22 protein-coding genes are annotated in these 23,747 nt (G+C 68.5%); 12 read left to right on the top strand and 10 right to left on the bottom strand.

Going from position 1 to position 23,747, the window contains the following annotated elements:
- Positions 1 to 2: 2 nt before the first annotated feature.
- The 5 genes from IEY58_RS29510 to IEY58_RS29490 form a co-directional block, all read right to left on the bottom strand.
- Entirely contained in the window at positions 3 to 1,220 is a 1,218-nt protein-coding gene (locus IEY58_RS29510; protein WP_229744048.1) for an acyl-CoA dehydrogenase family protein, read from the bottom strand.
- 143 nt (positions 1,221 to 1,363) lie between these two features.
- The gene (locus tag IEY58_RS29505; RefSeq protein ID WP_189051759.1) at positions 1,364 to 2,206 is read right to left on the bottom strand and encodes an ABC transporter ATP-binding protein; all 843 of its coding nucleotides are present in this window, start codon (positions 2,204 to 2,206) and stop codon (positions 1,364 to 1,366) included.
- Positions 2,203 to 2,994 carry an aliphatic sulfonate ABC transporter permease SsuC gene (gene ssuC, locus IEY58_RS29500; protein WP_189051758.1) on the bottom strand — a complete coding sequence of 264 codons (792 nt, stop codon included), beginning with the start codon at positions 2,992 to 2,994 and terminating at the stop codon, positions 2,203 to 2,205. The genes IEY58_RS29505 and ssuC overlap by 4 nt, the downstream gene beginning before the upstream one ends.
- Positions 2,991 to 4,154, bottom strand: coding sequence for an FMNH2-dependent alkanesulfonate monooxygenase (gene ssuD / locus IEY58_RS29495; RefSeq protein WP_189051757.1), 1,164 nt, complete (start codon positions 4,152 to 4,154; stop codon positions 2,991 to 2,993). Before ssuD ends, ssuC begins: the two co-directional genes overlap by 4 nt.
- A 14-nt stretch (positions 4,155 to 4,168) precedes the next feature.
- Positions 4,169 to 5,113 (bottom strand): sulfonate ABC transporter substrate-binding protein, encoded by a 945-nt coding sequence (locus IEY58_RS29490; protein ID WP_189051756.1) that lies wholly within the window; start codon positions 5,111 to 5,113, stop codon positions 4,169 to 4,171.
- Between the two features lie 507 nt (positions 5,114 to 5,620).
- On the opposite strand from IEY58_RS29490, the gene IEY58_RS29485 reads away from it, so the two are divergent.
- From IEY58_RS29485 to IEY58_RS29475, 3 genes are all read left to right on the top strand, one after another.
- Positions 5,621 to 6,664: an ABC transporter substrate-binding protein gene (locus IEY58_RS29485; RefSeq protein ID WP_229744047.1), complete on the top strand. Its 1,044-nt coding sequence runs from the start codon at positions 5,621 to 5,623 to the stop codon at positions 6,662 to 6,664.
- A 257-nt stretch (positions 6,665 to 6,921) separates the two neighbouring features.
- Entirely contained in the window at positions 6,922 to 7,650 is a 729-nt protein-coding gene (locus IEY58_RS29480) for an ABC transporter permease (protein ID WP_308422459.1), read from the top strand.
- Positions 7,644 to 8,435, top strand: a complete 792-nt coding sequence (locus IEY58_RS29475; protein WP_189051754.1) for an ABC transporter ATP-binding protein — start codon at positions 7,644 to 7,646, stop codon at positions 8,433 to 8,435. The genes IEY58_RS29480 and IEY58_RS29475 overlap by 7 nt, the downstream gene beginning before the upstream one ends.
- 10 nt (positions 8,436 to 8,445) lie before the next feature.
- Here the strand turns inward: IEY58_RS29475 and IEY58_RS29470 are convergent, their stop codons facing one another.
- Together IEY58_RS29470 and IEY58_RS29465 are read right to left on the bottom strand one after the other, a co-directional pair.
- Positions 8,446 to 9,276 carry an amidohydrolase family protein gene (locus tag IEY58_RS29470; protein WP_229744046.1) on the bottom strand — a complete coding sequence of 277 codons (831 nt, stop codon included), beginning with the start codon at positions 9,274 to 9,276 and terminating at the stop codon, positions 8,446 to 8,448.
- On the bottom strand, positions 9,273 to 10,286 hold the full coding sequence (locus tag IEY58_RS29465) for an aldo/keto reductase (RefSeq protein ID WP_189051753.1): 1,014 nt from the start codon (positions 10,284 to 10,286) through the stop codon (positions 9,273 to 9,275). The genes IEY58_RS29470 and IEY58_RS29465 overlap by 4 nt, the downstream gene beginning before the upstream one ends.
- A 172-nt stretch (positions 10,287 to 10,458) precedes the next feature.
- On the opposite strand from IEY58_RS29465, the gene IEY58_RS29460 reads away from it, so the two are divergent.
- From IEY58_RS29460 to IEY58_RS29430, 7 genes are all read left to right on the top strand, one after another.
- Entirely contained in the window at positions 10,459 to 11,352 is an 894-nt protein-coding gene (locus IEY58_RS29460) for a dihydrodipicolinate synthase family protein (RefSeq protein WP_229744045.1), read from the top strand.
- A gap of 14 nt (positions 11,353 to 11,366) precedes the next feature.
- A complete protein-coding gene (locus IEY58_RS29455; RefSeq protein WP_189051752.1) occupies positions 11,367 to 12,020 on the top strand; it encodes a GntR family transcriptional regulator in 654 nt (217 codons plus the stop codon).
- Positions 12,021 to 12,107: 87 nt separating this feature from the next.
- On the top strand, positions 12,108 to 13,520 hold the full coding sequence (locus IEY58_RS29450; protein ID WP_189051751.1) for an FAD-binding oxidoreductase: 1,413 nt from the start codon (positions 12,108 to 12,110) through the stop codon (positions 13,518 to 13,520).
- Between the two features lie 51 nt (positions 13,521 to 13,571).
- Positions 13,572 to 14,924, top strand: coding sequence for an MFS transporter (locus IEY58_RS29445; RefSeq protein WP_229744044.1), 1,353 nt, complete (start codon positions 13,572 to 13,574; stop codon positions 14,922 to 14,924).
- Positions 14,925 to 15,016: 92 nt separating this feature from the next.
- The gene (locus IEY58_RS29440; protein WP_189051750.1) at positions 15,017 to 16,354 is read left to right on the top strand and encodes an ABC transporter substrate-binding protein; all 1,338 of its coding nucleotides are present in this window, start codon (positions 15,017 to 15,019) and stop codon (positions 16,352 to 16,354) included.
- A 14-nt stretch (positions 16,355 to 16,368) separates the two neighbouring features.
- Positions 16,369 to 17,295 carry a carbohydrate ABC transporter permease gene (locus IEY58_RS29435; RefSeq protein WP_189051749.1) on the top strand — a complete coding sequence of 309 codons (927 nt, stop codon included), beginning with the start codon at positions 16,369 to 16,371 and terminating at the stop codon, positions 17,293 to 17,295.
- Positions 17,292 to 18,116 carry a carbohydrate ABC transporter permease gene (locus IEY58_RS29430; protein WP_189051748.1) on the top strand — a complete coding sequence of 275 codons (825 nt, stop codon included), beginning with the start codon at positions 17,292 to 17,294 and terminating at the stop codon, positions 18,114 to 18,116. The genes IEY58_RS29435 and IEY58_RS29430 overlap by 4 nt, the downstream gene beginning before the upstream one ends.
- On the opposite strand, the gene IEY58_RS29425 is transcribed toward IEY58_RS29430, so the two are convergent.
- From IEY58_RS29425 to IEY58_RS29415, 3 genes are read right to left on the bottom strand one after another with little or no spacing between them, the layout of a single operon-like run.
- Positions 18,103 to 19,383: an ArgE/DapE family deacylase gene (locus IEY58_RS29425; protein ID WP_189051747.1), complete on the bottom strand. Its 1,281-nt coding sequence runs from the start codon at positions 19,381 to 19,383 to the stop codon at positions 18,103 to 18,105. The genes IEY58_RS29430 and IEY58_RS29425 overlap by 14 nt on opposite strands.
- Positions 19,384 to 19,398: 15 nt before the next feature.
- Positions 19,399 to 20,427, bottom strand: coding sequence for a histone deacetylase family protein (locus tag IEY58_RS29420; RefSeq protein WP_189051746.1), 1,029 nt, complete (start codon positions 20,425 to 20,427; stop codon positions 19,399 to 19,401).
- Positions 20,411 to 21,133: a GntR family transcriptional regulator gene (locus tag IEY58_RS29415; RefSeq protein ID WP_229744043.1), complete on the bottom strand. Its 723-nt coding sequence runs from the start codon at positions 21,131 to 21,133 to the stop codon at positions 20,411 to 20,413. The genes IEY58_RS29420 and IEY58_RS29415 overlap by 17 nt, the downstream gene beginning before the upstream one ends.
- A gap of 179 nt (positions 21,134 to 21,312) precedes the next feature.
- Between IEY58_RS29415 and IEY58_RS29410 the strand changes: the two genes are divergently transcribed.
- Together IEY58_RS29410 and IEY58_RS29405 are read left to right on the top strand one after the other, a co-directional pair.
- Complete coding sequence (locus IEY58_RS29410; RefSeq protein ID WP_189051744.1) at positions 21,313 to 22,074, top strand: class II aldolase/adducin family protein; 762 nt, start codon at positions 21,313 to 21,315, stop codon at positions 22,072 to 22,074.
- Positions 22,075 to 22,172: 98 nt separating this feature from the next.
- Positions 22,173 to 23,744 (top strand): ABC transporter substrate-binding protein, encoded by a 1,572-nt coding sequence (locus IEY58_RS29405; protein WP_189051743.1) that lies wholly within the window; start codon positions 22,173 to 22,175, stop codon positions 23,742 to 23,744.
- Positions 23,745 to 23,747 lie beyond the last annotated feature (3 nt).

Below are 23,747 nucleotides of genomic sequence, written 5' to 3'. Positions count from 1 at the left end.
TTTCAGAGGCCGAAGGCGGCGCGGCCTGCGGCGACGAGGATGCTGTCGTTCTGCGGCGTGTGGATGCGGCTACAGAGCACGTCGCGGTAGTGGCGTTCGAGCGGGCTGGTGCGGTCGAGCCCGCGGTTGCCGGTGAGCTCCAGCGCGCGCTCGACCGCCTTGATCGCGTTGTCCGTGACGGTGCGCTTGATGAGGCCGGCCTCGGCCGCGGCGAGCGACGCCGGCTCGGCATCGACTTCCGCGGCGGCACCCGTGATCAGGCGCCGGTTGACCGCGAGCCAGCCGTCGATTTCGCCCACCGCTTCCTGAAAGCGCTCGAGGGTCGCGAGCGGGGCGCCGAGGTTGGCCGGGCGCCGATCCCGCGCGTAGCCCACGAACCAGTCGCGCGCCGCCCGGGCGACGCCGTCATAGAGGGCTGTGATGGTGAGCGTGTTCCAGGCCGTCTGTACCGGGTCAGGGCCGGCCCAGTCCGCGGGCGCGCGGATGTCGACGGCGTGGTCGGCCGGCAGCAGCACGTTCTCGAACAGCACGTCGTGGCTCGCCGTCGCCCGCATGCCAAGGTGGTTCCACGTCTCCTCGATGCGGATGCCGGCCGCGTTCATCGGCACCAGGAAGAGCCCGGTGCGCGGCTCGGCCTCGGCGGTGCGGGCCCAGACGAGCGCCCAGGCGAGATGCGTGCTGCCGGTCGAATAGATCTTGTGCCCGTCGAGCCGCCAGCCGCGCTCGGTCCGCCGCGCCACCGTCGCCGGCAGGCCGCCGCGCGCGGGCGAGCCCAGCTCCGGCTCGACGCGGAGCGCGTTGATGAGCGCCGGGCCGTCGAGGATCTCCCAGGCGATCCGCTCGGCCAGATGCCGGGGCCAGGTCGGCTTGCGGAAGATCGACGCCACGTGCAGCAGATGCATGGCGAGGACGAGGGCGGTCGAAGCGTCGCCGCGCGCGATCCGGCCGATAATGCCGACGACTTCGCCGAGCCCCACACCGCCGCCGCCCAGCTCGGCCGGCACGGTCAGGTTCAGGAACCCGGCCTCGTGCAGCCGATCGAAATGGCTGCGCGGCAGGCGGCCGGTACGGTCGTGCTTCGCGGCCTCGGCGGCGAAGGCCTCGGCGAGCGCGTCGGCCGCTCCTAGGTGGCGCTCGCGCTCGGCGAATTGCGGGCGCAGCTTGTCCGTCCCGCCCGGCGCGATCGACAGCCGGATGGGTCGGCGCATGGTGAGGCTCATGCGCGGGATCCTCGAATGACGGAGAAGGAAGGCGCCGGAGACGGGCTCAGGCGCGCGGCAAGATCCGCAGCGTCAACAACGACGGGTCATCATCGGCCGCACTCCTCGGTTATTGCGGGGGGCACAGGGGCGGGGCGGGGAACTCATGATGCTTTGCGGCGCATGAGCCGATCGAGGATGCGCTGCTCGATCCGGCCGAGCTCGGCGTCGCCGAGCGGCCTGGGCCGCGGCTGTTCGACAGCATAGGTCTCGACGATCCGGCCCTGATCCAGCACGACGATCCGGTCGGCCAGGCGCACGGCCTCGGCGACGTCGTGCGTCACCAGGATCGCGGTGAAACCCTGGGCCTGCCACACTTCCTCGATCAGCACCTGCATCTCGAGCCGGGTGAGCGCGTCGAGCGCGCCCAGGGGCTCGTCCAGCAGCAGCAGGCGAGGCTCGGAGACGAGCGCGCGGGCGAGGGCCACGCGCTGGCGCTGGCCGCCCGAGAGCGTCGCCGGCCAACGGTCGGCCTTGTCAGCGAGCCCGACCCGGTCGAGCGTCGCGCGCGCCTTGGTGCGCCAGGCCTCGCCCGTGCCGCCGATCGCCGCATTGTCGAGCACCCGGCGCCACGGCAGCAGCCGAGCCTCCTGGAAGAGGATGCGCGTGTCGCCCGTGTCGGTCGTGCGGGCGGCGCCGTCAAGCCGGCGGCTGTCAACCGAGACCACGCCGTCGCTCGGCCGGTCCAGGCCGGCAATGAGCCGAAGGAGCGTGCTCTTGCCGCAGCCGGAATGGCCGAGGATGGCAACGAATTCGCCTGGCCGCACGGCGAGGTCGATGTCGCGCAGCACTTGGGTCTCGCCGAACCGTTTCGCGACATGGGTGACGTCGACCGCGACGCCCGGCGCGCGGGGGCGCCGGCCGCGCTCGCTGTCCACCGTCTCGCGCGGGGCGGCGGCGGGATATTGCGCGAGGTCCGGCGGCAGCCAGTCGAGGATCGCGTTCATCGGACGAACTCCGCTTGGAAGGTCGGGTGCCAGGCGAGCCAGCGCCGTTCGAGCAGGCGGGCGCCCCAATCCGCGAGCTTGCCCAGCGCGGCATAGATCAGGATGCCGAGCACGACGACGTCGGTCTCGAGGAACTCGCGCGCGTTCATGGTGAGGTAGCCGATGCCGGACGAGGCCGAGATCGTCTCGGCCACGATCAAGGTCAGCCAGGTGATGCCGAGCCCGTAGCGCAATCCCACCAGGATCGACGGCAGGGCGCCGGGCAGGATCACCTCGAAGAACACGCGGCGGCGGCTGAGCCCATAGACGCGGGCCATCTCGATCAACTGCGGATCGACGGTCCGCACACCGTGATAGGTGTTGAGATAGATCGGGAAGAACACGCCGAGGGCCACCAGGAACAGCTTCGCCGTCTCGTCGATGCCGAACCACAGGATGACGAGTGGGATCAACGCCAGGTGCGGGATGTTGCGCAGCATCTGCAGCGAGCTGTCGAGCAGCCGCGCCGCCCCGGCCGACGCACCGTTCAGGATGCCGAGCGCGAAGCCGATGGCGCCGCCGACGACGAAGCCGGCGCCGGCGCGGCCGCTGCTGACCAGGATGTCCTGCCAGAGCTCGCCGGTGCCGGCGAGCTTCCAGGCGGCGGCGATGACGTCGAACGGCGCCGGCAGCACGCGCGTCGCGATCAGGCCACCGGTCGACGCCGCCTGCCAGACGACAATCAGGACGGCCGGCAGCAGCCAAGGGACGAGTGCCCGCAAGGTCCGGGTCGTGGCGGGCCGGCTCATCGTACGGCCTTCCGCGGCGGGACGACCTCGTTCGCGATCAGCTCGCCGAACGGCCCGCCCAAGGCCGGATCGGCGCCGGGCCTCGCGGTGCCCGCGACCGGCAGCAGCGGGAACAGCAGCTCGGCCACGCGATAGGCCTCCTCCAGGTGCGGGTAGCCCGACAGGATGAAGGTGTCGATGCCGAGCGCCGCATATTCCTGGATGCGGGCCGCCACGGTCTCGGGATCACCGACCAGCGCCGTGCCGGCGCCGCCGCGCACGAGGCCGACGCCGGCCCAGAGATTGGGGCTCACCTCGAGCGTGCGCCGGTCGCGTGCGGTGCTACCGCCGTGCAGCGCCGCCATGCGCTGCTGACCCACGGAATCGAAGCGCGCGAAGGTCTTCTGCGCCTCGGCTATCTTGGCATCGTCGACGTGCCGGATGAGATCGTTCGCCGCCTGCCAGGCCGCATCCTCCGTCTCGCGCACGATGACATGGAGGCGGATGCCGAACTTGAGCGACCGGCCGGCCGCGGCGGCCAGGGCCTTGACCTCGGCGATCTTGGCGGCGACGTCTTCCGGCCGCTCGCCCCAGGTCAAGTAATAGTCGACGTGGGTTGCCGCGACCTCCTGGCCGGCCGGCGACGAGCCGCCGAAATAGAGCGGCGGGTGCGGCGTCTGGATGGGCGGGAAGAACAGCTTGGCACCGCGCGCCTTCAGGTGCCGGCCGACGAAATCGACCGTCTCCCCGGCGAGCAGCCGCCGCCAGATGGTGAGGAACTCGTCGGTCAGGCGATAGCGCTCCTCGTGGCCGAGGAACAGGCCGTCGCCTTCGAGCTCGACCGGGTCGCCGCCGGTCACGACATTGATCAGGAGCCGCCCGCCCGACAGCCGATCGAGCGTCGCGGCCATGCGGGCCGCGACCGATGGCGTCTGCAGGCCGGGGCGGACCGCGACCAGGAACTTGAGGCGCTCGGTGAGCGGCACCAGCGCCGAGGCCACGACCCAGGAGTCCTCGCACGACCGGCCGGTCGGCAGCAGGGCGCCGCCATATCCCAGCGAGTCGGCCGCCTGGGCGATCTGTTTCAGATAGTCGAGCGTGACCGGCCGGGCGCCTTCGGACGTGCCCAGGTAGCGGCCGTCGCCGTGGGTCGGCAGGAACCAGAAGAGATTGAGCGACATGGCAATAGGCTCCGTCAGGACCGGGCGTTCCACGCCGCGTCATGCACGGCGATCGGCTTTGGGATCAGGCCCAGCTGGAAAAACGTGTCGGCGATCTGCTGCTGGGACTGCAGCACCGGCTCGTCGATCGGCGTCACGCCATAGCCGAGGCGGGCGAGTGATTTTTCCAGGACCGGGACCGGCAGGCCGGTCTTGGGGCTCAAGAGCTCGGCCACGTCGTGCTGATGGTCCTGGGCCCAGGCATCGGTCTTGACGATCTCCTGGGTGATCGCCTGGATGAGGTCGGGCCGGGTTTGGGTGAGCTGGCGCGAGGCCAGGTAGAATTGCCGGTTGGTCGCGAGGCCCGTGCCGTCGGCCAGCACCCGCGCCTCGGTCGCCGCCTGGGCCGCGGCCAGGAACGGGTCCCAGATCACCCAGGCGTCGACATTGCCGCGCTCGAACGCGGCGCGAGCGTCAGCCGGCGCCAGATAGACGGGCGAGATGTCCTTCGGCGTCAGGCCTGCCTTGGCGAGCGCCTGGACCAGCAGGAAATGCACGTTCGAGCCCTTGTTGAGCGCCACTTTCTTGCCCTTGAGGTCGGCGAGCGTGTGGATCGGCGAGTCCTTGGGCACCAGGATCGCCTCGCCGGTCGGCGCCGGCGGCTCGACCGCGACATAGACGAGCGCGTTGCGCGCCGCCTGGGCGAAGATCGGCGGTGCGTCGCCGGTCGTGCCGAAATCGATGGCGCCGGCCGAGAGCGCTTCGAGGAGCTGCGGCCCGCCGGGGAACTCGCTCCATTCGACCGTGACGCCGAGCGGCTTCAAGCGCTCCTCGAGCGTGTGCTGTTGCGCCAGGATGACGAGCGTGCCGTATTTCTGCACGCCGATGCGCAGCTTCACCGGGTCGGCGGCATGGGCCGGGGCCTGCAAGGCGCTGGCGGCGAGGCCGACCAGGACGGCGGCGAGACGGAAAAGACGCATTGGGAACTCCGCATGACCGGCACCGCGCCGCGCTGAGGGCGGCCGATCGGAACAATCGAGGAGAGGGCGCCGAAGATCAGGCGCGCGAGGTCACCCGGAAACAGCGACAGCAACGGTCGCGCGGGGTGTCGAAAGGACGGGGAATTGCTCTGCTCATCGACCGCACTCCTGAAACGAACGTCGGGGCGGGATGGCCCCGCTTTAGCTGCATTTGTTGAGCGCCCGCAATCTGGATTTGTCAAATCGGCGCTGTTGAATTAGCCTAAAACACATATTTTAATTGTCAATTATATATTTTGCGCATACGAGATATGTGTATCATGGAGGTGGTGCGGCCAACGGCGAATCACGAGGCAGCGCCTCACGTTCTGGCTGAAATATCCAATATAGCACCATTTCATCCATCATATTGACTCAATCGATTTCCTCTCCAACCGTAGAGAGGTGATCCTCTTGGGGGAGCGGATGATGGTGAATTTTCCAGACGTAGAGAGGCGGTCGGGCCCAGTGTCGCGGCGCCGCCTGCTGCAGACGGCGGGGGCCGCGGGGGTCGTGGCGCCGTTTGGGCTTATGGCGGGGCGCGTCTTCGCCGATCCAGACCCGCTCGCGCACTCACCGATTTGCACCGGCATCGAGCAGGTGGCCGATGCGAGCGGCCCGCTGAAACAGTTGAAGCTCACCTGGAACGCGACGGCGATCTGCACCGTCGCCGTGCCGGCGGCCGACGAGCGCGGCATCTTCGCCCGCCACGGCCTGCAGGTGGAACTCGTCAATTTCGCGGGCTCGACCGACCAGCTCCTGGAAGCGATCGCAACCGGCAAGGCGGATGCCGGCGTCGGCATGGCGCTCCGGTGGCTGAAGCCGCTGGAACAGGGCTTCGACGTCAAGCTGACGAGCGGCATTCATGGTGGCTGCATCCGGCTCCTGACCTCGAAGAGCTCGGGCGTCGCCGCGGTGCGCGACCTCAAGGGCAAGGTGGTCGCCGTGTCGGACCAGGCGAGCCCGGCCAAGAATTTCTTTTCGATCGTGCTGAAGCAGCAGGGGCTCGACCCGACGCGCGACGTCGAATGGCGGCAGTATCCGGCCGACCTCTTGGGTCTCGCGGTGCAGAAGGGCGAGGCGCAGGCGCTGGCCGATGGCGATCCCAACACCTGGCTGCTCAAGAGCAACTTCGACCTGGTCGAGGTTGCGACCAACCTCTCGGGTGACTTCCAGCACCGGGTGTGCTGCGTCGTCGGCGTGCGCGGCAGCCTGCTGCGCCAGGATCGGGCGGCGGCCAAGGCTTTGAACGAAGCGCTGCTCGAATCCGGCGAATGGGTCGCGAACAATCCCGATGAGGCGGCGGCGATCTTCGCGAAATATTCCAAGGCATCGGTCGCCGACCTCGCTGCCATGCTGCGCAGCCACACGCACCACCATCATCCGGTCGGCGCCGATTTCCGGCAGGAGATCGCGCTCTATGCCGATGAGCTGAAGCTGGTCGACGTGATCAAGCAAAGCACGGATGCCACCAAATTCGCCGACAAGGTCTATGCCGATGTCTTCACTTGATCACGCAGATGCCGGCCTCGCCTTGGGCGCGGCGCGGCGGGGATGGAGCCTTTGGCCGGGCGGCCTTGTCGTAGGTGCGCTCTGGTTCGCGGCGGCGGCGATCGTCCGGTTCTGGCCGAACGCCGACGACTGGGCCTACACCGACGGGCTCGCCGGGCTCGAGGCGGGCCTCGGACTCCTCTCGATCATTGCCGCCCTTGTCGGGCCGCGCTGGGGCGGGCCGCGGCGGGCCGCGGCGGGCGGCGGCTTGGCTCAGCGTGCTTGCTATCGTCTTCGCACTCTGGGAGATCGCAACCGCCAAGCTCGAGCTGTTGCCGCGGCCGTTCTTCGCGCCGCCGCAGGCGTTCCTCGAGGTCTATCTCGACGATTGGCCGCGGCTCGGCGACAGTGTCGTCCATTCGCTGATCCTGCTCACCAGCGGCTATCTGATCGGCGCCGTGGCGGGTTTCGTCACCGGCGTCGCCATCGGCTGGTCGCGTGTCGTCGGCTATTGGGTCCATCCGGTGCTGCGCCTGGTCGGGCCGCTGCCGGCGACCGCCTGGCTGCCGCTTGCCTTCTTCGTCTTCCCGACGAGCTGGAGCGCCAGCACTTTCCTGATCGCGCTCGCGACCGCCTTTCCGGTCACGGTCCTGACCTGGTCCGGTATCGCCGGCGTCAACAGCGCCTATTACGACATCGCGCGCACGCTCGGCGCCGGCGAGCGCTTCCTCGTGCTGCGCGTCGCCATCCCGGCGGCGCTGCCCCATGTCTTCGTCGGCCTGTTCATGGGCTTGGGTGCCTCCTTCTCGGTGCTGGTCGTGGCCGAGATGCTGGGCGTCAAGTCGGGCCTCGGCTGGTATCTGCAATGGGCCCAGGGCTGGGCGGCCTACGCCAACATGTACGCGGCCCTCCTGGTGATGGCGCTCATGTGCTCCGGGCTCGTCACGTTGCTGTTCCGCGTCCGCGACCGGGCGCTCGCCTGGCAGAAGGGATTGCTCCGATGGTAGCGGCCGAAGCACTCGACCGTCCTGCGGCGCTCGCAGCGCTCCGCCTCGACATCGAGCACGTGAGCCACGGCTTCCGCCTGCACGGCGCGCCGCTGCCCGTGCTCGAGGGAATCGATCTTGAGATCGCCGCCGGCGAGTTCGTCGCGCTGCTGGGGCCGAGCGGCTGCGGCAAGTCGACTTTGCTCAGGCTCATCGCCGGGCTCGACCGGCCGAGCGCGGGGCGCCTCTTGGCCGACGGCGTGCCGATCGGCCGGCCCGACCCGTCGCGTATCCTGGTGTTCCAGGCACCGACGCTCTATCCCTGGCGGACGGTCCGGCAGAACGTGGCACTCGGGCTCGAGGCGCGCGGCCTGCTGCCGGCGCGGCGCGACCGGGTCGACGAAGCGCTCGATCTCGTCGGGCTCAGGGCGTTCGACGGCGCGCTGCCGCACCAGCTGTCGGGCGGCATGGCGCAGCGCGCGGCGCTCGCCCGTGCGCTCGTCAACGATCCGGCGCTCTTGCTGCTCGACGAGCCGCTGGGCCAGCTCGACTCGCTGACGCGCATCACCATGCAGGGTGAGCTGGTGCGGTTGTGGCAGCGTGCCGGCTTCACCGCCGTCATGGTGACGCACGATGTGGAGGAGGCGCTGCTGATGGCGAACCGGGTCGTCGTGTTCAGCGAACGGCCGGCGCGCATCAAGGCGGTGCTGTCGGTCGACCGGCCCTATCCGCGCCATCGCGACGATCCAGCGCTGCAGGCGCTCCGGCGCGAGATCCTCGCGCTGATGGGCTTCGGCGAGGCCTGAGCCGGGGCGGTCAGTCCAGTCGGTAAGCGCGCCGTGCGTTGCCGCCGAACACGGCGTCGCGGTCGGCCGCGGGCACCAAATTCAGTGCCAGCGCATGCCAGTCGCGGTAGTTGCCGGCCAGTTCCAGCACCGGCCAGTCGCTGCCCCAGATGAGCCGCTCGGGCCCGAAGCAGGCGGCGAGATGGGCGATGTAGCGCGGCAACCGCTCCGGCGACGAGCCGGCCTCGGTCAGCAGGCCCGACAGCTTGCAGAAGGCCTGCGTGTCGCGCGCGATGCGCTCGATCTCGTCGGCCCACGGCGCAAACGCGTCGCCGGCGATGTCGGGCTTGGCGCCGTGATCGATGACGATGGTCAAGTCCGGATGCCGGGCCGCGAGCGTCCGGATGCGCGGCAGGTGGACGGGCCGCACCAGCGCGTCGAACGTGAGCCCGTGCGCCGCCATTGCCGCGAGCCCAGGTGCTACTGCCGATGCCAGGATCCATTCCGGATCGGCGATGTCCTGCAGCATCGGGCGCAGGCCCTTGAGGCGTGGGGCGCGCGCGGCTTCCGCGACCCGGTGCGGCGCGTCGGCGGCCGTGAGATCGACCCAGCCGACCACGCCCAGCACCCACGAGGCCAGCACCGGCGCACCCGGTTCGGCCGCGGCCGCGTCCAGCAGGAAGCGGGTCTCCGCCTCGGTCGGCGCCGCCTGCACCAGGATGCCGCCGGTCACGCCGCACGGCGCTGCCTCGCGCCGCCAATCGGCGATCGCCACGTCGCGATGGAGCGCCCCGAGCGCCGGCGTCAGCCAGCCATAGTCGCCGCGCGCCGGGCGCCAGATGTGGAAATGGGCGTCGATCATGATGCCGCCTCCGGTACCGGCGCCTCGGGTGGCAGCAGCCCCGCCGTCTGGAGACGTCGCCAGAAGCCGGCGCGGATCGGCTGGCGCAGCATCGCGCGCGTGTCGTCCCATTCGCCGATCGTCTGGGCGCCGGCCAGCAGGATCTCGACGGCCGGATGGGCGAGCGGGAATTGCAGGGCCGCCGCCCGGAGCGGCACCGCCTCCTCGGCGCAGATCGCCTCGATCGCGGCGACGCGCTCGATCCATTCCTGGCCGGCGCGGTCATAATTGAAGCGGATGGGCGCGCTCGTGTTCCGCACGCCGGTCGCGAGGATGCCGGAATTGAACACGCCGCCGAGGGCGATGCGCGTGCCGCGGGCGTGCGCCAGCGGCAGCAGTTCGGCCAAGGCCGAATGGTCGATCAGGCTGTAGCGCCCCGCGAGCAGCAGGCAATCGATCCGGGCCGCGTGCAGCACGTCCAGGCAGATCTCGACGTCATTGACGCCGAGCCCGATATGGCGGACGAGGCCGGTCGCCTTGAGATCCTCAAGCGCCGGGATCGTTTCGCCGATCACCTGGGCGCGGATGCGGGCGTGGCCCGCGCCGTGGGTCACCGCGTCGCAATCATGGATGAAGGCGACGTCGAGCCGGGCTTGGCCCAGGCGCTGCAGGCTGTCCTCGACGCTGCGCCTGACGCCGGCCGCCGAATAGTCCCAGCGCTGGCGGAACGGCAGCACCGCCACATAGGAATTCTGCTCGGCCGGCGCCGTCGCGTCCGGCTCCAGCAGGCGGCCGACCTTACTCGACAGCACCAGCTCATCGCGGGGCACCGGCCGCAAGGCCGTGCCCATGCGATGCTCGCTCAAGCCATTACCGTAATGGGGTGCTGTGTCGAAGGTCCGGCAGCCGTCGCGCCAGGCATGGGCAACGAGTGCCTGGGCCTCGGCCTCGGCGACCGTGCGGAACAGGTTGCCGAGCGGTGCCCCGCCGAGGCCGAGGCGCGTTCCATCCTGCATGGCGGCGAAGATCATGGGCGCGTCCTCCCTGCTGGCGGCCCCCCCTACTGCCAGTTGGGTCCGCGCGGCATCGGTAGCATTGTCGCGATCGCTTGCCAACGATTTCTGCTCTGGCTAACATGTTAGTCGAAACGCGGCGACTACTCACTGTCCCGTGTCCAGTTTTGTGGAATGGAGATTGACGGCCGTGACCCAGCAACGTGCGCGCTTCGGCCTGTCGGCGGCCATGACCACGCCGTTCACGAGCGACGGGTCGATCGACCTGGCGCGCGCCTTCGTCCAGGCGCGCTGGTGCCTGATGGGCGGCTGCTCGAGCGTTACCCTGTTCGGCACCACGGGCGAGGGCTCGTCGATCGGCCTGGACGACCGGACGGCGTTGCTGGCGGCCCTCTCCGAGGGCGGCATCACCGGCGACCAGATCGTCGGTGCCGTCGCCGCGGCCTCGATCGCCGACGCCGCGGCGCAGATGCGGCAGGTGCTGGCAGTCGGCTGCAAGGCCGTGCTGCTGCCCCCGCCGTTCTATTTCAAGGGCGTCGGCGACGACGGCCTGTTCGCCTGGTTTGCCCAGCTGTTCGAGCGGCTGGGCGGCGCCGCGCGCGGCGTGCTGCTCTACAACATCCCGTCGGTCACGGCCGTGCCGCTCACGATCGAGCTCGTCGGCCGGCTGCGCACGGCGTTCCCGGAGGTCGTCGTCGGCGTCAAGGATTCCTCGGGCGACTGGGCCTATACGCAGCGGCTGCTGGCGGCGCACCGCGATCTCGCGATCCTGATCGGCGACGAGCGCTATCTGGCCGAAGGCGTGCGGCTCGGCGGCGAGGGTGCCATCTCCGGCCTCGCCAACATCTGCCCGGACCGCTTGCGGCCGCTGGCGCTCGAGGGCCACGACGATCAGCGCATCAATGCGCTGGTCGAGGCGGTGCTGGCCCACCCGGTCATCCCGGCGGTCAAGGCGCTGGTCGCCCATCGCACGGCGGATGTCTCGTGGCGCGCGGTCCGTCCGCCGCTGATGCCGCTCGGCGCCGAGGAAGCGGTACGGCTCGCGGCCCGCTACGACGCGCTTTTCGCCGCCGCGGCGGCCTGAACGGGATGCCCGCGATGACCGAGCCGGAACCGCTCAAGCTGCGCGAACGCGCGTACGAGAGCTTCACGCGCCACCTCCTGGCGCGCGACGTCCGGCCCGGTCAGTTCATCTCGCAGCGCGAGCTGGTCGAGCTCACGGGCCTGCCCTTGGGCGCCATCCGCGAGCTGGTGCCGCGCATCGAGGCCGAAGGGCTGATCCGCACCGTCCCGCAGCGCGGCATGCAGATCGCCCATATCGACCTCAACCTGATCCGCGACGCCTTCCAGTTCCGCCTGTTCATCGAGAAGGAAGCGGTGATGCTGTTCGTCGAGACCGCGACGGACGAGGCGATCGCGGCCCAGCGGGCGGCGCACGAGAGCGTGCTCGCCAAGGCGCTCGTCGCCTGCACGCCCGAGGTCGAGGCCGAGGCCCAGGCGACCGACTGGGGCCTGCACAACACCATCGTCGATGCGCTGGGCAACGGCATCATCACCAACGCCTACCGGGTGAACGCGATCAAGATGCGGCTCATCCGCCAGGAGCGCATCCGCATCGACGGCCTGGTCGTGCCGGTCATGCGCGAGCATCTCAAGATCATCGAGGCGATCGAGACGCGCGATCCCGCCGTCGCGGCGTCCGCCCTCGCCGAGCACATCAACCACGCCCGCAACCGCGCGCTCGATCTTTAAAGCGGCGGGCAGCCCGCAAATTCCAGCCTTTCGAGAAGCCTGCGGTCAAGCAGGCCGGCCACGTCGAAGCTCTGAGGAAACGCAGTCATGTTGCCGAAACCGGAAACGGCCGAGGATTTCGCCGGTATTGTCGAAGAGCTCCGGTCCGCCCTGGGCGATGCCGCCGTGCTCGTCGGGGACGATATCCCCGCGCGCAACGAGCGGGACTGGAGCCCGTTGCCGGCCTCGCGCCCCCTCGCCGTATTGCGGCCCGACAGCCCGGAAGGTGTCGCCGCGGCGGTGCGCATCTGTGTCAGCCATGACATCGCGGTCGTCCCCCAGGGTGGGCTGACCGGCCTCTGCGGCGGTGCGCGCGCCGACGGCGCCAGCGTGGCGCTCTCGCTCGAACGGTTCGTCGGCGTCGAGGAGATCGACGCGGCCGCAGGCACGATGACGGTGCGCGCGGGCACGCCGCTCGAGACCGTGCAGCGCGCGGCCGAGGCGGCGGGCTTCTTCTGTGCGCTCGATCTTGGCGCACGCGGCTCTTGCACCATCGGCGGCAATCTTTCGACCAATGCCGGCGGCAACCGGGTCATCCGCTACGGCATGGCGCGCGAAATGGTGCTGGGGCTCGAGGCGGTGCTGCCGGACGGCACGCTCGTCTCGAGCCTCAACAAGATGATGAAGAACAATGCCGGCTATGACTTGAAGCAGCTGTTCGTCGGCAGCGAGGGTACGCTCGGCATCATCACGCGGGCCGTGCTCAGGCTGCACCCGCAGCCGGGCTGCACGATGGCGGCGCTCTGCGGCCTCTCGAGCTACGACAAGGTGCTGGAGCTGCTCGCGGCCGCCCGGCGCGGCCTCGGGCCGATCTTGTCGGCCTTCGAGGTCATGTGGCCGGACTATTGGGAGGTCGTGACCCGCCAAGTGCCGAATGTGCGCAGCCCGATCGGCGGCGACCATGCGGTCTATGTGCTGGTCGAGGCCCAGGGCACCGATGCGACGGTCGACGGCCCGCGCTTCCAGGACTGGCTCGAGCAACTGGCGGAGGCCGGCACCGTCGCCGATGCCGCGGTCGCCCAGTCGCTGGCCGACGTCAAGGCGTTCTGGGGTGTGCGCGATGCCTGCGCCGAGTTCAACCAGGTGCTGGGGCGCCACCAGTCGTTCGACATCGGCCTGCCGATCGCCGAGATGAACCGCTATGTCGAGGCTTGCGGTGCCGAGCTGCGGGCGCAGCTGCCGGGCGTGGTGGCGCTGTTCTACGGCCATATCGGCGACGGCAACCTGCATATCGTCGCCTGCCAGCCCGGGGTCGAGCCGCAGCCGAAGGAAACGATCGACGAGGTGATCTACGGCTGTGTCCGCCGCTTCGGCGGGACCGTCTCGGCCGAGCACGGCATCGGCACGACCAAGAAGCGGTGGCTCGGCTATACGCGCTCGCCGATCGAACTGGCACTGATGCGCACGGTGAAAGCGGCGCTCGATCCGCGCAACCTGCTCAATCCCGGCAAGGTGCTCTGACCCAGGGGCTTTGACCGGACCAACGAACGCAAACGATCGGGGAGGAAACGGATGACGGCCGAGACCAACATGGCCCAGTGGCGGGACGGGGGGCAGGACCGGGAGGCGGCGCTCGATCGCGCCACGGCGAAGGCGATGCGCCGCCTGCTCCCGTTCCTGATCCTCATGTACATGCTGTCCTATCTCGACCGGGCGAACATCGGGTTTGCCAAGCAGGCGTTCCAGGCGGCGACCGGCGTCAGTGATGCCGCCTTTGCCTTCGGCGCCGGCGTGTTCTTCATCGGCTATGCCGCGTTCGAGGTGCCGAGCAACCTGATGCTGCACCGGTTCGGCGCCCGGCGCTGGATGTCGCGCATCATGGTGACCTGGGGCCTCATCGCCGCGGCCATGATCTGGGCCCGCGGCGATACGTCCTTCTCGGTCATGCGCCTGTTCCTGGGCTTGGCCGAGGCCGGGTTCTTCCCCGGCGCCATCCTCTACATGACCTATTGGTTTCCCGCTCGGTCGCGCGGGCGGATCCTGGGCCTGTTCTATTTCGGGGCGCCCTTAGCCCTGATGTTCGGCGGGCCCTTGTCCGGCACCTTGCTCGATCTCGACGGCGTGGCGGGCCTCATGGGCTGGCAATGGATGTTCCTGATCGAAGGGCTGCTCGCGGTCGCTGTCGGCGTCTGGGCCTATTGGTACCTGACGGATCGCCCGGCGGACGCCCGCTGGCTCACAGCGGAGGAGCGCGACGCCTTGAGCCGGACACTCGCGGCCGAGGATGCGGTGAAGGCAGCCGAGGGCAAGACCGGCTTTCGCGCCGTGCTGACCGATCCGCGGCTCATGCTGTTCGCGACGATCTATTTCCTGATCCAGATCAGCAGCTACGGCGTCGCCTTCTATCTGCCGACGCAGGTGAGCGGGCTGCTGCACGTCAATATCGGCGTGCTGGTGGGATTCGTCTCGGCGGTACCCTGGGCCTGCGCGATCGTGGCGGCGTTGATCCTGCCGCCGCTCGCCGTCGGCACCGGCTTCCGCCGGACTTTCGGCATCGCGTTGCTGCTCTGCATCGCCTGCGGCTTGATCGCATCCGGCCACCTGGCACCGCTGCCGGCGGTGATCGCGCTCTGCTTCGTCACCATGGGCATCATCTGCTCGCAACCGATCTTCTGGACCTTCCCGACCGGCTATCTGGGCGGCACGGCGGCGGCGGGCGGGCTCGCGGTCATCAACGCGATCGGCAATCTCGGCGGCTTCGTGGCACCCAACGTCAAGACCTGGGCGGAGGCGGCGTTCCAGACCCCGGTCGCGGGGCTCTACACGCTGGCGCTGGCCCCGATCATCGCCGCGTTCCTGTTCACATTTCTGGCCGGTGGGTGGATCCTGGCACCGCAGGCGGCGACTGCGCGCTCGACCAGTTGAGCCGGGTCGGGGAACGCGGTATCGCCTATTCGAAAGAACAAATCAGCGCGGGGCGCTCGACGTCCCGCGGACGCAAGGGGAGGATGGACATTATGACGGGATCGATCATTTGGCAGCCGACGCGCCGCCGCTTCCTGGCCGGCAGTGCGGCTCTGGGCGGGCTCGGGCTCGCCGGGATCCGGCCGGCCTTCGCCGAGGTGAACTGGAAGAAGTTCGCCGGCAGCAAGATCGAGGTCAACCTCGTCAAGAGCCCGCGCGGCGACACGCTGCAGCAGTACGAGAAGGAGTTCGAGGAACTCACCGGCATCAAGGTGTCGTCCGAGCAGGTGCCGGAGCAGCAGCAGCGCCAGAAGGCGGTCATTGAGCTGACCTCGGGCAAGCCGAGCTTCGACGTGGTGCACTTGAGCTACCACGTCCAGAAGCGCCAGTTCGAGAAGGCCAAGTGGCTGGCCGATCTCTCGGGCTTCATGAAGGACTCGACGCTGACGGATCCGTCGCTGGTCGAGAGCGACTTCGCGGAGGCCGGCCTCACCTTCGCCAAGGATGCCCATGGGACGATGCGGTCCCTGCCGTTCTCGGTCGACTATTGGATCATCTACTGGAACAAGGATCTCTTCGCGAAGAAGGGTCTGGCCTATCCCAAGACCTTCGACGAGATGGTCGCGGCCGCCGAGGCGCTGACCGATCCCAAGACCAATACCTACGGCTTCGTCGCGCGCGGCCAGAAGAACGCCAACACGCCGGTCTGGACCAGCTTCCTGCTCGGCTATGGCTCGGACAGCGTCGGCCCGGACGGCAAGCTCTTGACCGACACGCCGGAGGCGATCGAGGCGGCCAAGCTCTATCAGCGACTCATGACGAAAGCGGCGCCGCCGGGTGTGGCGGGCTTCAACTGGGCGGAATGCCAGTCGGCGTTCCTGCAGGGCAAGATCGGCATGTGGCTCGACGGCATCGGCTTCGCCCCGCCGCTCGAGGATCCGGACAAGTCCCGCGTCGTCGGCAAGGTCGGCTATGGCGTCATGCCGCGCGGGCCCAAGGTGCAGGCGTCGGGCACGTTCGGCGACGGCATCGGTGTACCCGAGGCGAGCCAGAACAAGGGAGCGGCCTATCTTTATTGCCAATGGGCGATCTCGAAGCAGATGGGCGCCCGCCTGCTGCAGGCCGGCGCCGGCGTGCCGTTCCGCAACTCGGTCCTGAACGACCCGGCGATCCGCCAGGGCGTCAAGATGCCGGGGGCCTGGGTCGACGCGATCGCCGGCTCGGCGCCGATCAGCCGCTTGGCCCTGCCGGTCATCGTGCCGGTGACCGAGTTCCGCGACATCATGGGCGTGGCGCTCACCAACATGCTGTCGGGCGCCGATCCGGCCGCCGAGCTGCACCGCGCTACCGAGGAGTTCCGGCCCGTGCTGGCGCGCAGCGAAGCCTTGTGAGCGGGCTTGGTTCCATGGTGACGACGACCGCCACAGACGCCGCGCCCGCCGCCCCGGTGGCGGGGCGCCCCCGGCGCAGCTATTGGATCTTCATCCTGCCAGCGGTGGTGACGGTCGGGGCGGTCATTCTGTTCCCCTGGCTGTTCACGCTCTGGATGAGCGTCAATGAATGGAAGGTGGGCGAGAGCCGGCATTTTGTCGGTCTCGCCAACTATCTGCGCCTCGCCGGCGACACGCGCTTCTTCGACGCGCTCTGGCGCACGCTCCTCTATACAGCGCTCTCCGTCGTGGCGCCGATCGTGCTCGGCACGCTGGCAGCCCTCGTGTTCAACGAGCGGCTGCCGCTGCGCGGGCTGCTCCGCGGCATCTTCGTCATGCCGATGATGGCGACGCCGGTCGCGATCGCGCTCGTCTGGACCATGATGTTCAACCCGCAGCTGGGCGTGCTCAACTATCTCCTGTCGCTCGTCGGCATTGGGCCGCAGGCCTGGGTCTACCATCCGCTGAGCGTCATCCCGTCGCTGGTCATGGTCGAGACCTGGCAATGGACGCCGCTCGTCATGCTGATCGTGCTGGGGGGCTTGGCCGCCTTGCCGATGGAGCCCTACGAAAGCGCCGACATCGACGGCGCCAACGGCTGGCAGAAGTTCCGCTACATCACGCTGCCGCTCATAGCTCCCTTCCTGCTATTGGCAGCCATGATCCGCACCGTCGATGCGCTCAAAAGCTTCGACATCATCTATGCGATCACCCAGGGCGGTCCGGGGACGGCGTCCGAGACGATCAACCTCTATCTCTACAGCGTCGCCTTCGCCTATTACGACGTGGGATACGGCTCGGCGATCGCGATCGTGTTCTTCGTGCTGATCGTGGTGCTGTCGCTCGTCCTGCTGCACCTGCGCCAGAAGAGCCGCTGGACCGAGATCGGAGACGACCGATGAAGACCGGCGGCCTCCTGAAGCGCATCGGCCTCATCTTCGCCGTGCTGGTCGCGATTTCGCCGGCGCTCTTGTTCTTCCTGTGGATGCTGTCGCTGTCGCTCAAATACGAGATCGACAACGGCGCCTATCCGCCGATCCTGATCCCTGAGCGCTTCGCCTGGAAGAACTATGCCCAGATCCTGGGCAGCAACAATTTCCTCGAGTTCTTCGAGAACAGCGTGCTCGTCACCGGCGGTGCCACCCTGTTCGCCCTGCTGGTCGGCGTGCCGGCCGGCTACGGTATCGCGCGCATGAAGGCGCACAGCGCCGCGGTCGTCGTCATGATCGCGCGCATGACCCCGGGCCTGTCGTTCCTGATCCCGCTGTTCCTCTTGTTCCAATGGCTGGGCCTGATGGGCACGCTCTGGCCGCAGATCCTGATCCATCTGGTCGTGACCGTGCCGATCGTGATCTGGATCATGATCGGCTATTTCGAGACGACGCCGCTCGAGCTCGAGGAGGCGGCGATCATCGACGGCGCCACGCGCTGGCAGGTGTTCCGGCTCGTGGCCTTGCCGATCGCGAAGCCGGGCATCGTCGTGGCCTTCATCCTGGCCGTGATCTTCTCCTGGAACAATTTCGTGTTCGGCATCGTGCTGGCGACGCGCGAGACGCGCACCTTGCCGGTCGCAGTCTACAACATGCTGTCGTTCGAGCAGGTGAGCTGGGGGCCGCTCGCAGCGGCCGCCCTGGTCGTGACCTTGCCGGTGCTGATCCTGACCGTGGTGGCGCAGCGCCAGATCGTGGCGGGCTTGACCGCCGGCGCTGTCAAGGGCGGCTGAGCCCGCACCAGTCGGCGATGAAGAGCGCGATGGTCTTGGTCACCCGGCGGACGGAATCGAGGCTGACGCGCTCGTCATAGCCGTGGATGTCCTCCGACACCGGGCCATAGACGAGGCATGGCGTGTCGGCATAGAGCATGAAGACGCGGGCATCGAGATAGCCGGGTGTGACGAAGCTTTCGAGCGAGCGGCTGTGCACGGTCGCGAACGAGCGGGCGAGCGTCGCTTCTGCCTCCGTGCCCTCGGGCAGCACGTAGCCCTCGGCGAAGAAGCCGTGGAATTCGATCGCCGGCGGGTGGTTGCCGAGGAACGCGTCGCCGCTCGCCGCCTGGCGGATGCAGGCGCGAATTTCCTCGGCCGCGGCTTCCGCCGTGATGCCGGGATAGATCGCGATGCGTGCCTCGAAGGTGCACCAGGCCGGCACGCTCGACGCCCAGTCGCCGCCCTCGATCCGGCCGATGTTGAGGTTGATCGGGTGCGCCAGGTCCTCGAAATGGCGGTGCTCGCGTCGCTCGTCGTTCCAGCGCGCCTCGAGTTCGCGCAGCGCCGCGATCACGCGGTAGGCGGCGTCGATCGCATTGGCGCCTTCGCCCATGACGCGGGTGTGGGTCGGCCGGCCTTCGACCCGCACCTTGAACCAGAGCACACCGGTGTTGGCGCGCACCAGCTTGTCGTCCTCCGGCTCCGGGATGAGGGCTGCGTCGGCCTGATAGCCGCGGACGAGGCAGGCGAGCGCGCCGTTGCCGGTGCATTCCTCCTCGACGACCGACTGGAAATAGATCGGCGCCGCCGGCCGGAAGCCGGCGCGGCGGATCGCGTCGAAGGCGAAGAGGTTGGCGGCGAGGCCCGCCTTCATGTCGGCCGAGCCCCGGCCGTAGAGCCAGCCGTCGGCGATGCGCGGCTCGAACGGCGGTGCCGTCCAATGCTCGAGCGGGCCGGTCGGCACCACGTCCATATGGCCGTTCAGGATCAGCGAGCGGCCGGTCTGGCGGTCCGGCCGGAAAGTGCCGACCACGTTGATGGCGTTCTCGTAGCTGACGGCGACCGGCGAGAAGCCCGGGTGATGGCGGATCGCCTCCACGTCGACGGTCCAACGGTCCATGGCGAGGCCGCGGGCGCGCATGGCGTCATGGATGAAGTCCTGCGCCGTGTGCTCGGCGCCGCGCACCGACGGGAAACGCACGAGCGCCTGAGTGAAGGCGATCTGCTCGTCGAACAGTTCGTCGACCGCCGCGAGGATGCGGTCGATAGTAGTCTGGTCCGGCATGACGTCCTCCCTGGGTCAGACGGCGCGGCGGAAGCCGGTCAAGACGCTCGCGAGATTTTGACCGAGCTCGGCCGAGAGATAGCCGCCCTCCTGCACGAACACGGTCGGCAGGCCGAGCTCGGCGATCGCCGCACCGATGCGGGCGAAGCCCGGCGTGGTGATGGCGAGCGCCTTCAACGGGTCGCCCTCGTAGGCGTCGAGGCCGAGTGCCACGACGACGGCACCGGGTGCGAAGGCCTTGATCTGGCGTGCCGTGCGGGCGAGAGCAGCCAGGTAGCCGTCATCGCCGGTGCCGTGCGGCAGCGGCACGTTGATGTTGTAGCCGAGCCCGTCGCCCTCGCCGCGCTCATGGGCATAGCCGACGAAGAACGGGTAGAAGCCCGCGGGATCGCCGTGCAGCGACACGGTCAGCACGTCGCGCCGGTGCCAGAAGATGCCCTGCGTGCCGTTGCCGTGATGCACGTCGACGTCAAGGATCGCGACCCGGCCGTATTTCGGCAGCAGGTATTGCGCGGCGATCGCCGAATTGTTGAGGAAGCAGAAGCCGCCGGCGCGGTCGGCATAGGCGTGGTGGCCGGGTGGGCGGCAGAGTGCATAGGCGGCGCGCTCGCCGTCGATCACCCATTGTGCGGCCTGGCAGGCGCTGTGCGCGGCCTCGACCGCGGCCGCCCAGGTGCCGGCACCGATCGGGCAGGCGGTGTCGGCCATGTGATAGCCGGCGCGGCCGACGATGCCCTCGGGATACGTCACCGGCTGGCCGGGCAGCGGATGCATGTTGGGCAGCACTTCGGCCGACGCATCGCCCAGCGCCTGCCAGCGCTCGTGCGCCGTCTCGAGGAAGTCGAGATAGGCGGGCGTATGGATCGCCGCGCGCGGGCTGGGCCCGAAATCCTCGGGGGCCGCGATCTCGACGCCGAGCGGGCGGATCGCGTCCATGAGGCGCGTCGCCCGTTCCGGCTGCTCGGCACTGCGCTGCGGCCGGCCGCGGACCAGGAAGAACTGCGGGTCGTGGAGCGCGTGGCGCGCGCTATAGGCGATCTTCATCGGCAGGCCTCTCGATGGTGGTCGGCGTAGGGCGTTGGCGCGCGAACAGGTCGCGCACGTGATGCCAGGCGGACGTGATGTGCTCGCGGAGATGCGCGCGCGCCGCCGCCTCGTTGCGCCGGGCGATGGCGTCGATGATCGGCTGGTGCGAGTTCGCGACCATCAGCGGGTCGACATAGTGGTTGTCGAGCAGGGCGATGATCATGCGGACCTCGGTCTCGATCGTCGCGAACAGGCGCAGGAGGCGCGCGTTGCCCGAGAGCTCGGCGAGCGTCAGATGGAATTGCAGGTCGAGCTGGATGCGCTGCGGCGAGGTCAGCGTCGGTGCCGTCGCGCGCATCTCGTCGACCTTGGCCTGCAGCCGGGCGAGGCCCGCCGCGTCGGCCTGGGCGCAGGCGCCCACGATGGCGGCATCCTCGAGCATGAGCCGCACGGCATAGAGATCGTCGATCTCCTTGGTCGTGATCTCGCGCACGTAGAAGCCGTGGCGCGGCTTCGCGACCAGGATGCCCTGGCGTTCGAGGCGCCGCGCCGCCTCGCGCACGGGGGCGCGGCTCACCCCCATCTGGCGCGCGGTCTCGGCCTCGACGACGCGGCTGCCGGGCCGGAGGCGCCCCTCGACGATCGCCCGCGTCAGCTCGGCCTCGATCAGGTCGACGAGATCGGCGGATTCGACGGTGGCGAAGGCGGGGGCGGGCATCGACATGGTTTCTGGCATTCCTCGTGCACGACGGCGCTACGCTCTCTCGGTACAGCCCAGTGCTCGTTGCAAGCTTAGTCGGTCGACTGTCGGCTGTCGACAGTTGACGGCTAGGTCGCTTCCATGATCGTATCGAGCATGGGGCGGCGCTCGCGCCCCGAGAGATGATGATCGGAGTGCCCGCGATGCCGAAGCCGTCCGCGATGTCCGAAGCCGAATGGTCCGTGCGCCAGGATCTGGCCGCCTGCTACCGCCTGATCGCCCATTTCGGGATGGACGACGTCATCTACACCCACATCTCCGCCCGCGTGCCGGGCACGGATGGTCACTTTCTGATCAATCCCTACGGCATGCTGTTCCGCGACATCACCGCCTCGTCGCTGGTCAAGGTCGACCTGGACGGCAAGCTGGTCGACCCGACGGACTATGAGATCAATCCGGCCGGCTTCACCATCCACAGCGCCGTCCATAGTGCCCGGCACGACGCGGCCTGCGTGCTGCACACCCATACCTATGCCGGCGTCGCGGTTTCCTCACTCAAGGATGGGCTGCAGCCGTGCAACCAGTGGAGCCTGCAGTTCCATAAGCGCGTGGCCTATCACGACTACGAGGGCATCGCGCTCGACCTCGACGAACGCTCGCGGCTCATCCGTGACCTGGGCCAGGCCAAGGCGATGATCCTGCGCAACCACGGCCTGCTCACGGTCGGCGGCTCGTGCGCCGAGGCCTTCATCCTGATGAACAACCTGGAGCGCGCCTGCCGCGTGCAGGTCGCGATCCAGTCGATGGGCCAGCCGGTCAACATGGTGCCGGACGAGGTGGCCGAGCTCACCGCGCGGCAGTACGAGACAGGCGACACCAACCGGCACCAGGGCCTGATCGCCCGCGAGTGGAAGGCGCTCCTCACATATCTGGAGCCGCCCAGGCCCAGTTCCTTCCGCGACTGATTCTTGCGCGATGGGAGCCGCACGGCTCCCGCCGCTTACCACCGACAAAACAATCAAGAAACGACGCTAACCAACTGCCTATCTCGACAGGGGGCACTATGCATCGTCGCGACTTCATCAAGTTCGCTTCCGCCACGACCGGCTGGCTCGCTGCCGGCCAACCCTGGACGGCGTTCGCCCAGGGTGTGACCAACGGCATGCTCAACGTCACGGTCAATCCCGAGCCGCCGGGGCTGATGCTGGCGATCATCCAGAACGGCCCGGCGCAGATGGTCGCCGGCAATATCTATGAAGGCCTGCTGCGCTACGACGCCGAGCTCAATCCGCTGCCCGGCCTCGCGACCTCGTGGAAGATCAGCGAGGATTCGCTGACCTATACCTTTAACTTGAAGCCCGGCGTCACCTGGCACGACGGCAAGCCGTTCAGCGCCGACGACGTGGTGTTCAGCGTCGACAAGCTGCTGCGTGAGACGCACGCGCGGCTCCGCGCCTCCCTGGTTGCGGTCGACAGCATCACCGCCCCCGACGCCAACACCGTCGTCTTCAAGCTCAAATACCCATTCGGGCCGTTCATCGGGATCTTCGAGGTCGGCACCATGCCGATCCTGCCGAAGCACATCTACGACGGCACGGACTACCGGACGAACCCGGCGAACAACACGCCGATCGGCACCGGCCCGTTCAAGTTCAAGGAATGGGTCAAGGGCTCCTACATCCGGCTCGACAAGAACGAGGCCTATCACGAGCCGGGCCTGCCCGGCATCGACGGTATCTATTTCCATGTGATTCCAGATGCGGCTTCGCGTGCCGGTGCCTATGAGGCCGGCAAGATGGACATCATGCCCGGCGGCACGGTCGAATATTTCGACATCGCGCGATTGAAGGCGCTGCCCAATACCGAGGTCACGACCAAGGGCTGGGAATTCTTCGGGCCGCACTGTTTCATGTGGCTCAACAACCGCAACGGCCCGCTCAAGGACGTGCGCGTGCGCCAGGCGATCATGTATGCGCTCGATCGCGAGGCGATGAAGAACGTCGCCTGGTACGGCTACGGCAAGGTCGCGACCGGCCCGTTCAACACGAGCACGCGCTACCACAGCGACGACGTGACGAAATACCCGCACGACAAGGCCAAGGCGAAGGCGTTGCTCGCCGAGGCCGGCTACAAGGGCGAGACGCTGCGCCTCTTGCCGCTGCCCTATGGCGAGACCTGGCAGCGCTTCGCCGAGATGGCGCGGCAGAACCTGAGCGAGGTCGGCATCAAGGTCGAGCTGCAGGCGACCGACGTCGGTGGCTGGAACGAGAAGCTCAACAACTGGGACTACGACCTGGCCTTCACCTATCTCTATCAGTACGGCGACCCGGCGCTGGGCGTTGCGCGCAACTACACGACCCAGAACATCCAGAAGGGCTCGCCCTGGAACAACGTCTGCGGCTACAGCAATCCCAAGGTCGACGAGCTGTTCGAGCGCGGGGCCAAGGAGGCGAGCTCGGTCAAGCGGCGCGAGCTCTATGTTGAAGCGCAGAAGATCCTGGTCGACGAGGTGCCGGTCGCCTGGCTGATCGAGCTGGAATTCCCGACCATCTATCGCTCGAACATCACCAACCTGGTGAATTCGGCGATCGGCCTCAACGACGGCTTCGCCCGCGCCAAGGTCGCGAAGGCGTGACAA

This window comes from Aliidongia dinghuensis, assembly GCF_014643535.1.
Taxonomy (GTDB): Bacteria; Pseudomonadota; Alphaproteobacteria; order ATCC43930; family CGMCC-115725; genus Aliidongia; species Aliidongia dinghuensis.
The sequence above is the reverse complement of the archived record's forward strand: the minus strand, read 5'-3'. Positions and strand labels throughout refer to the sequence as shown.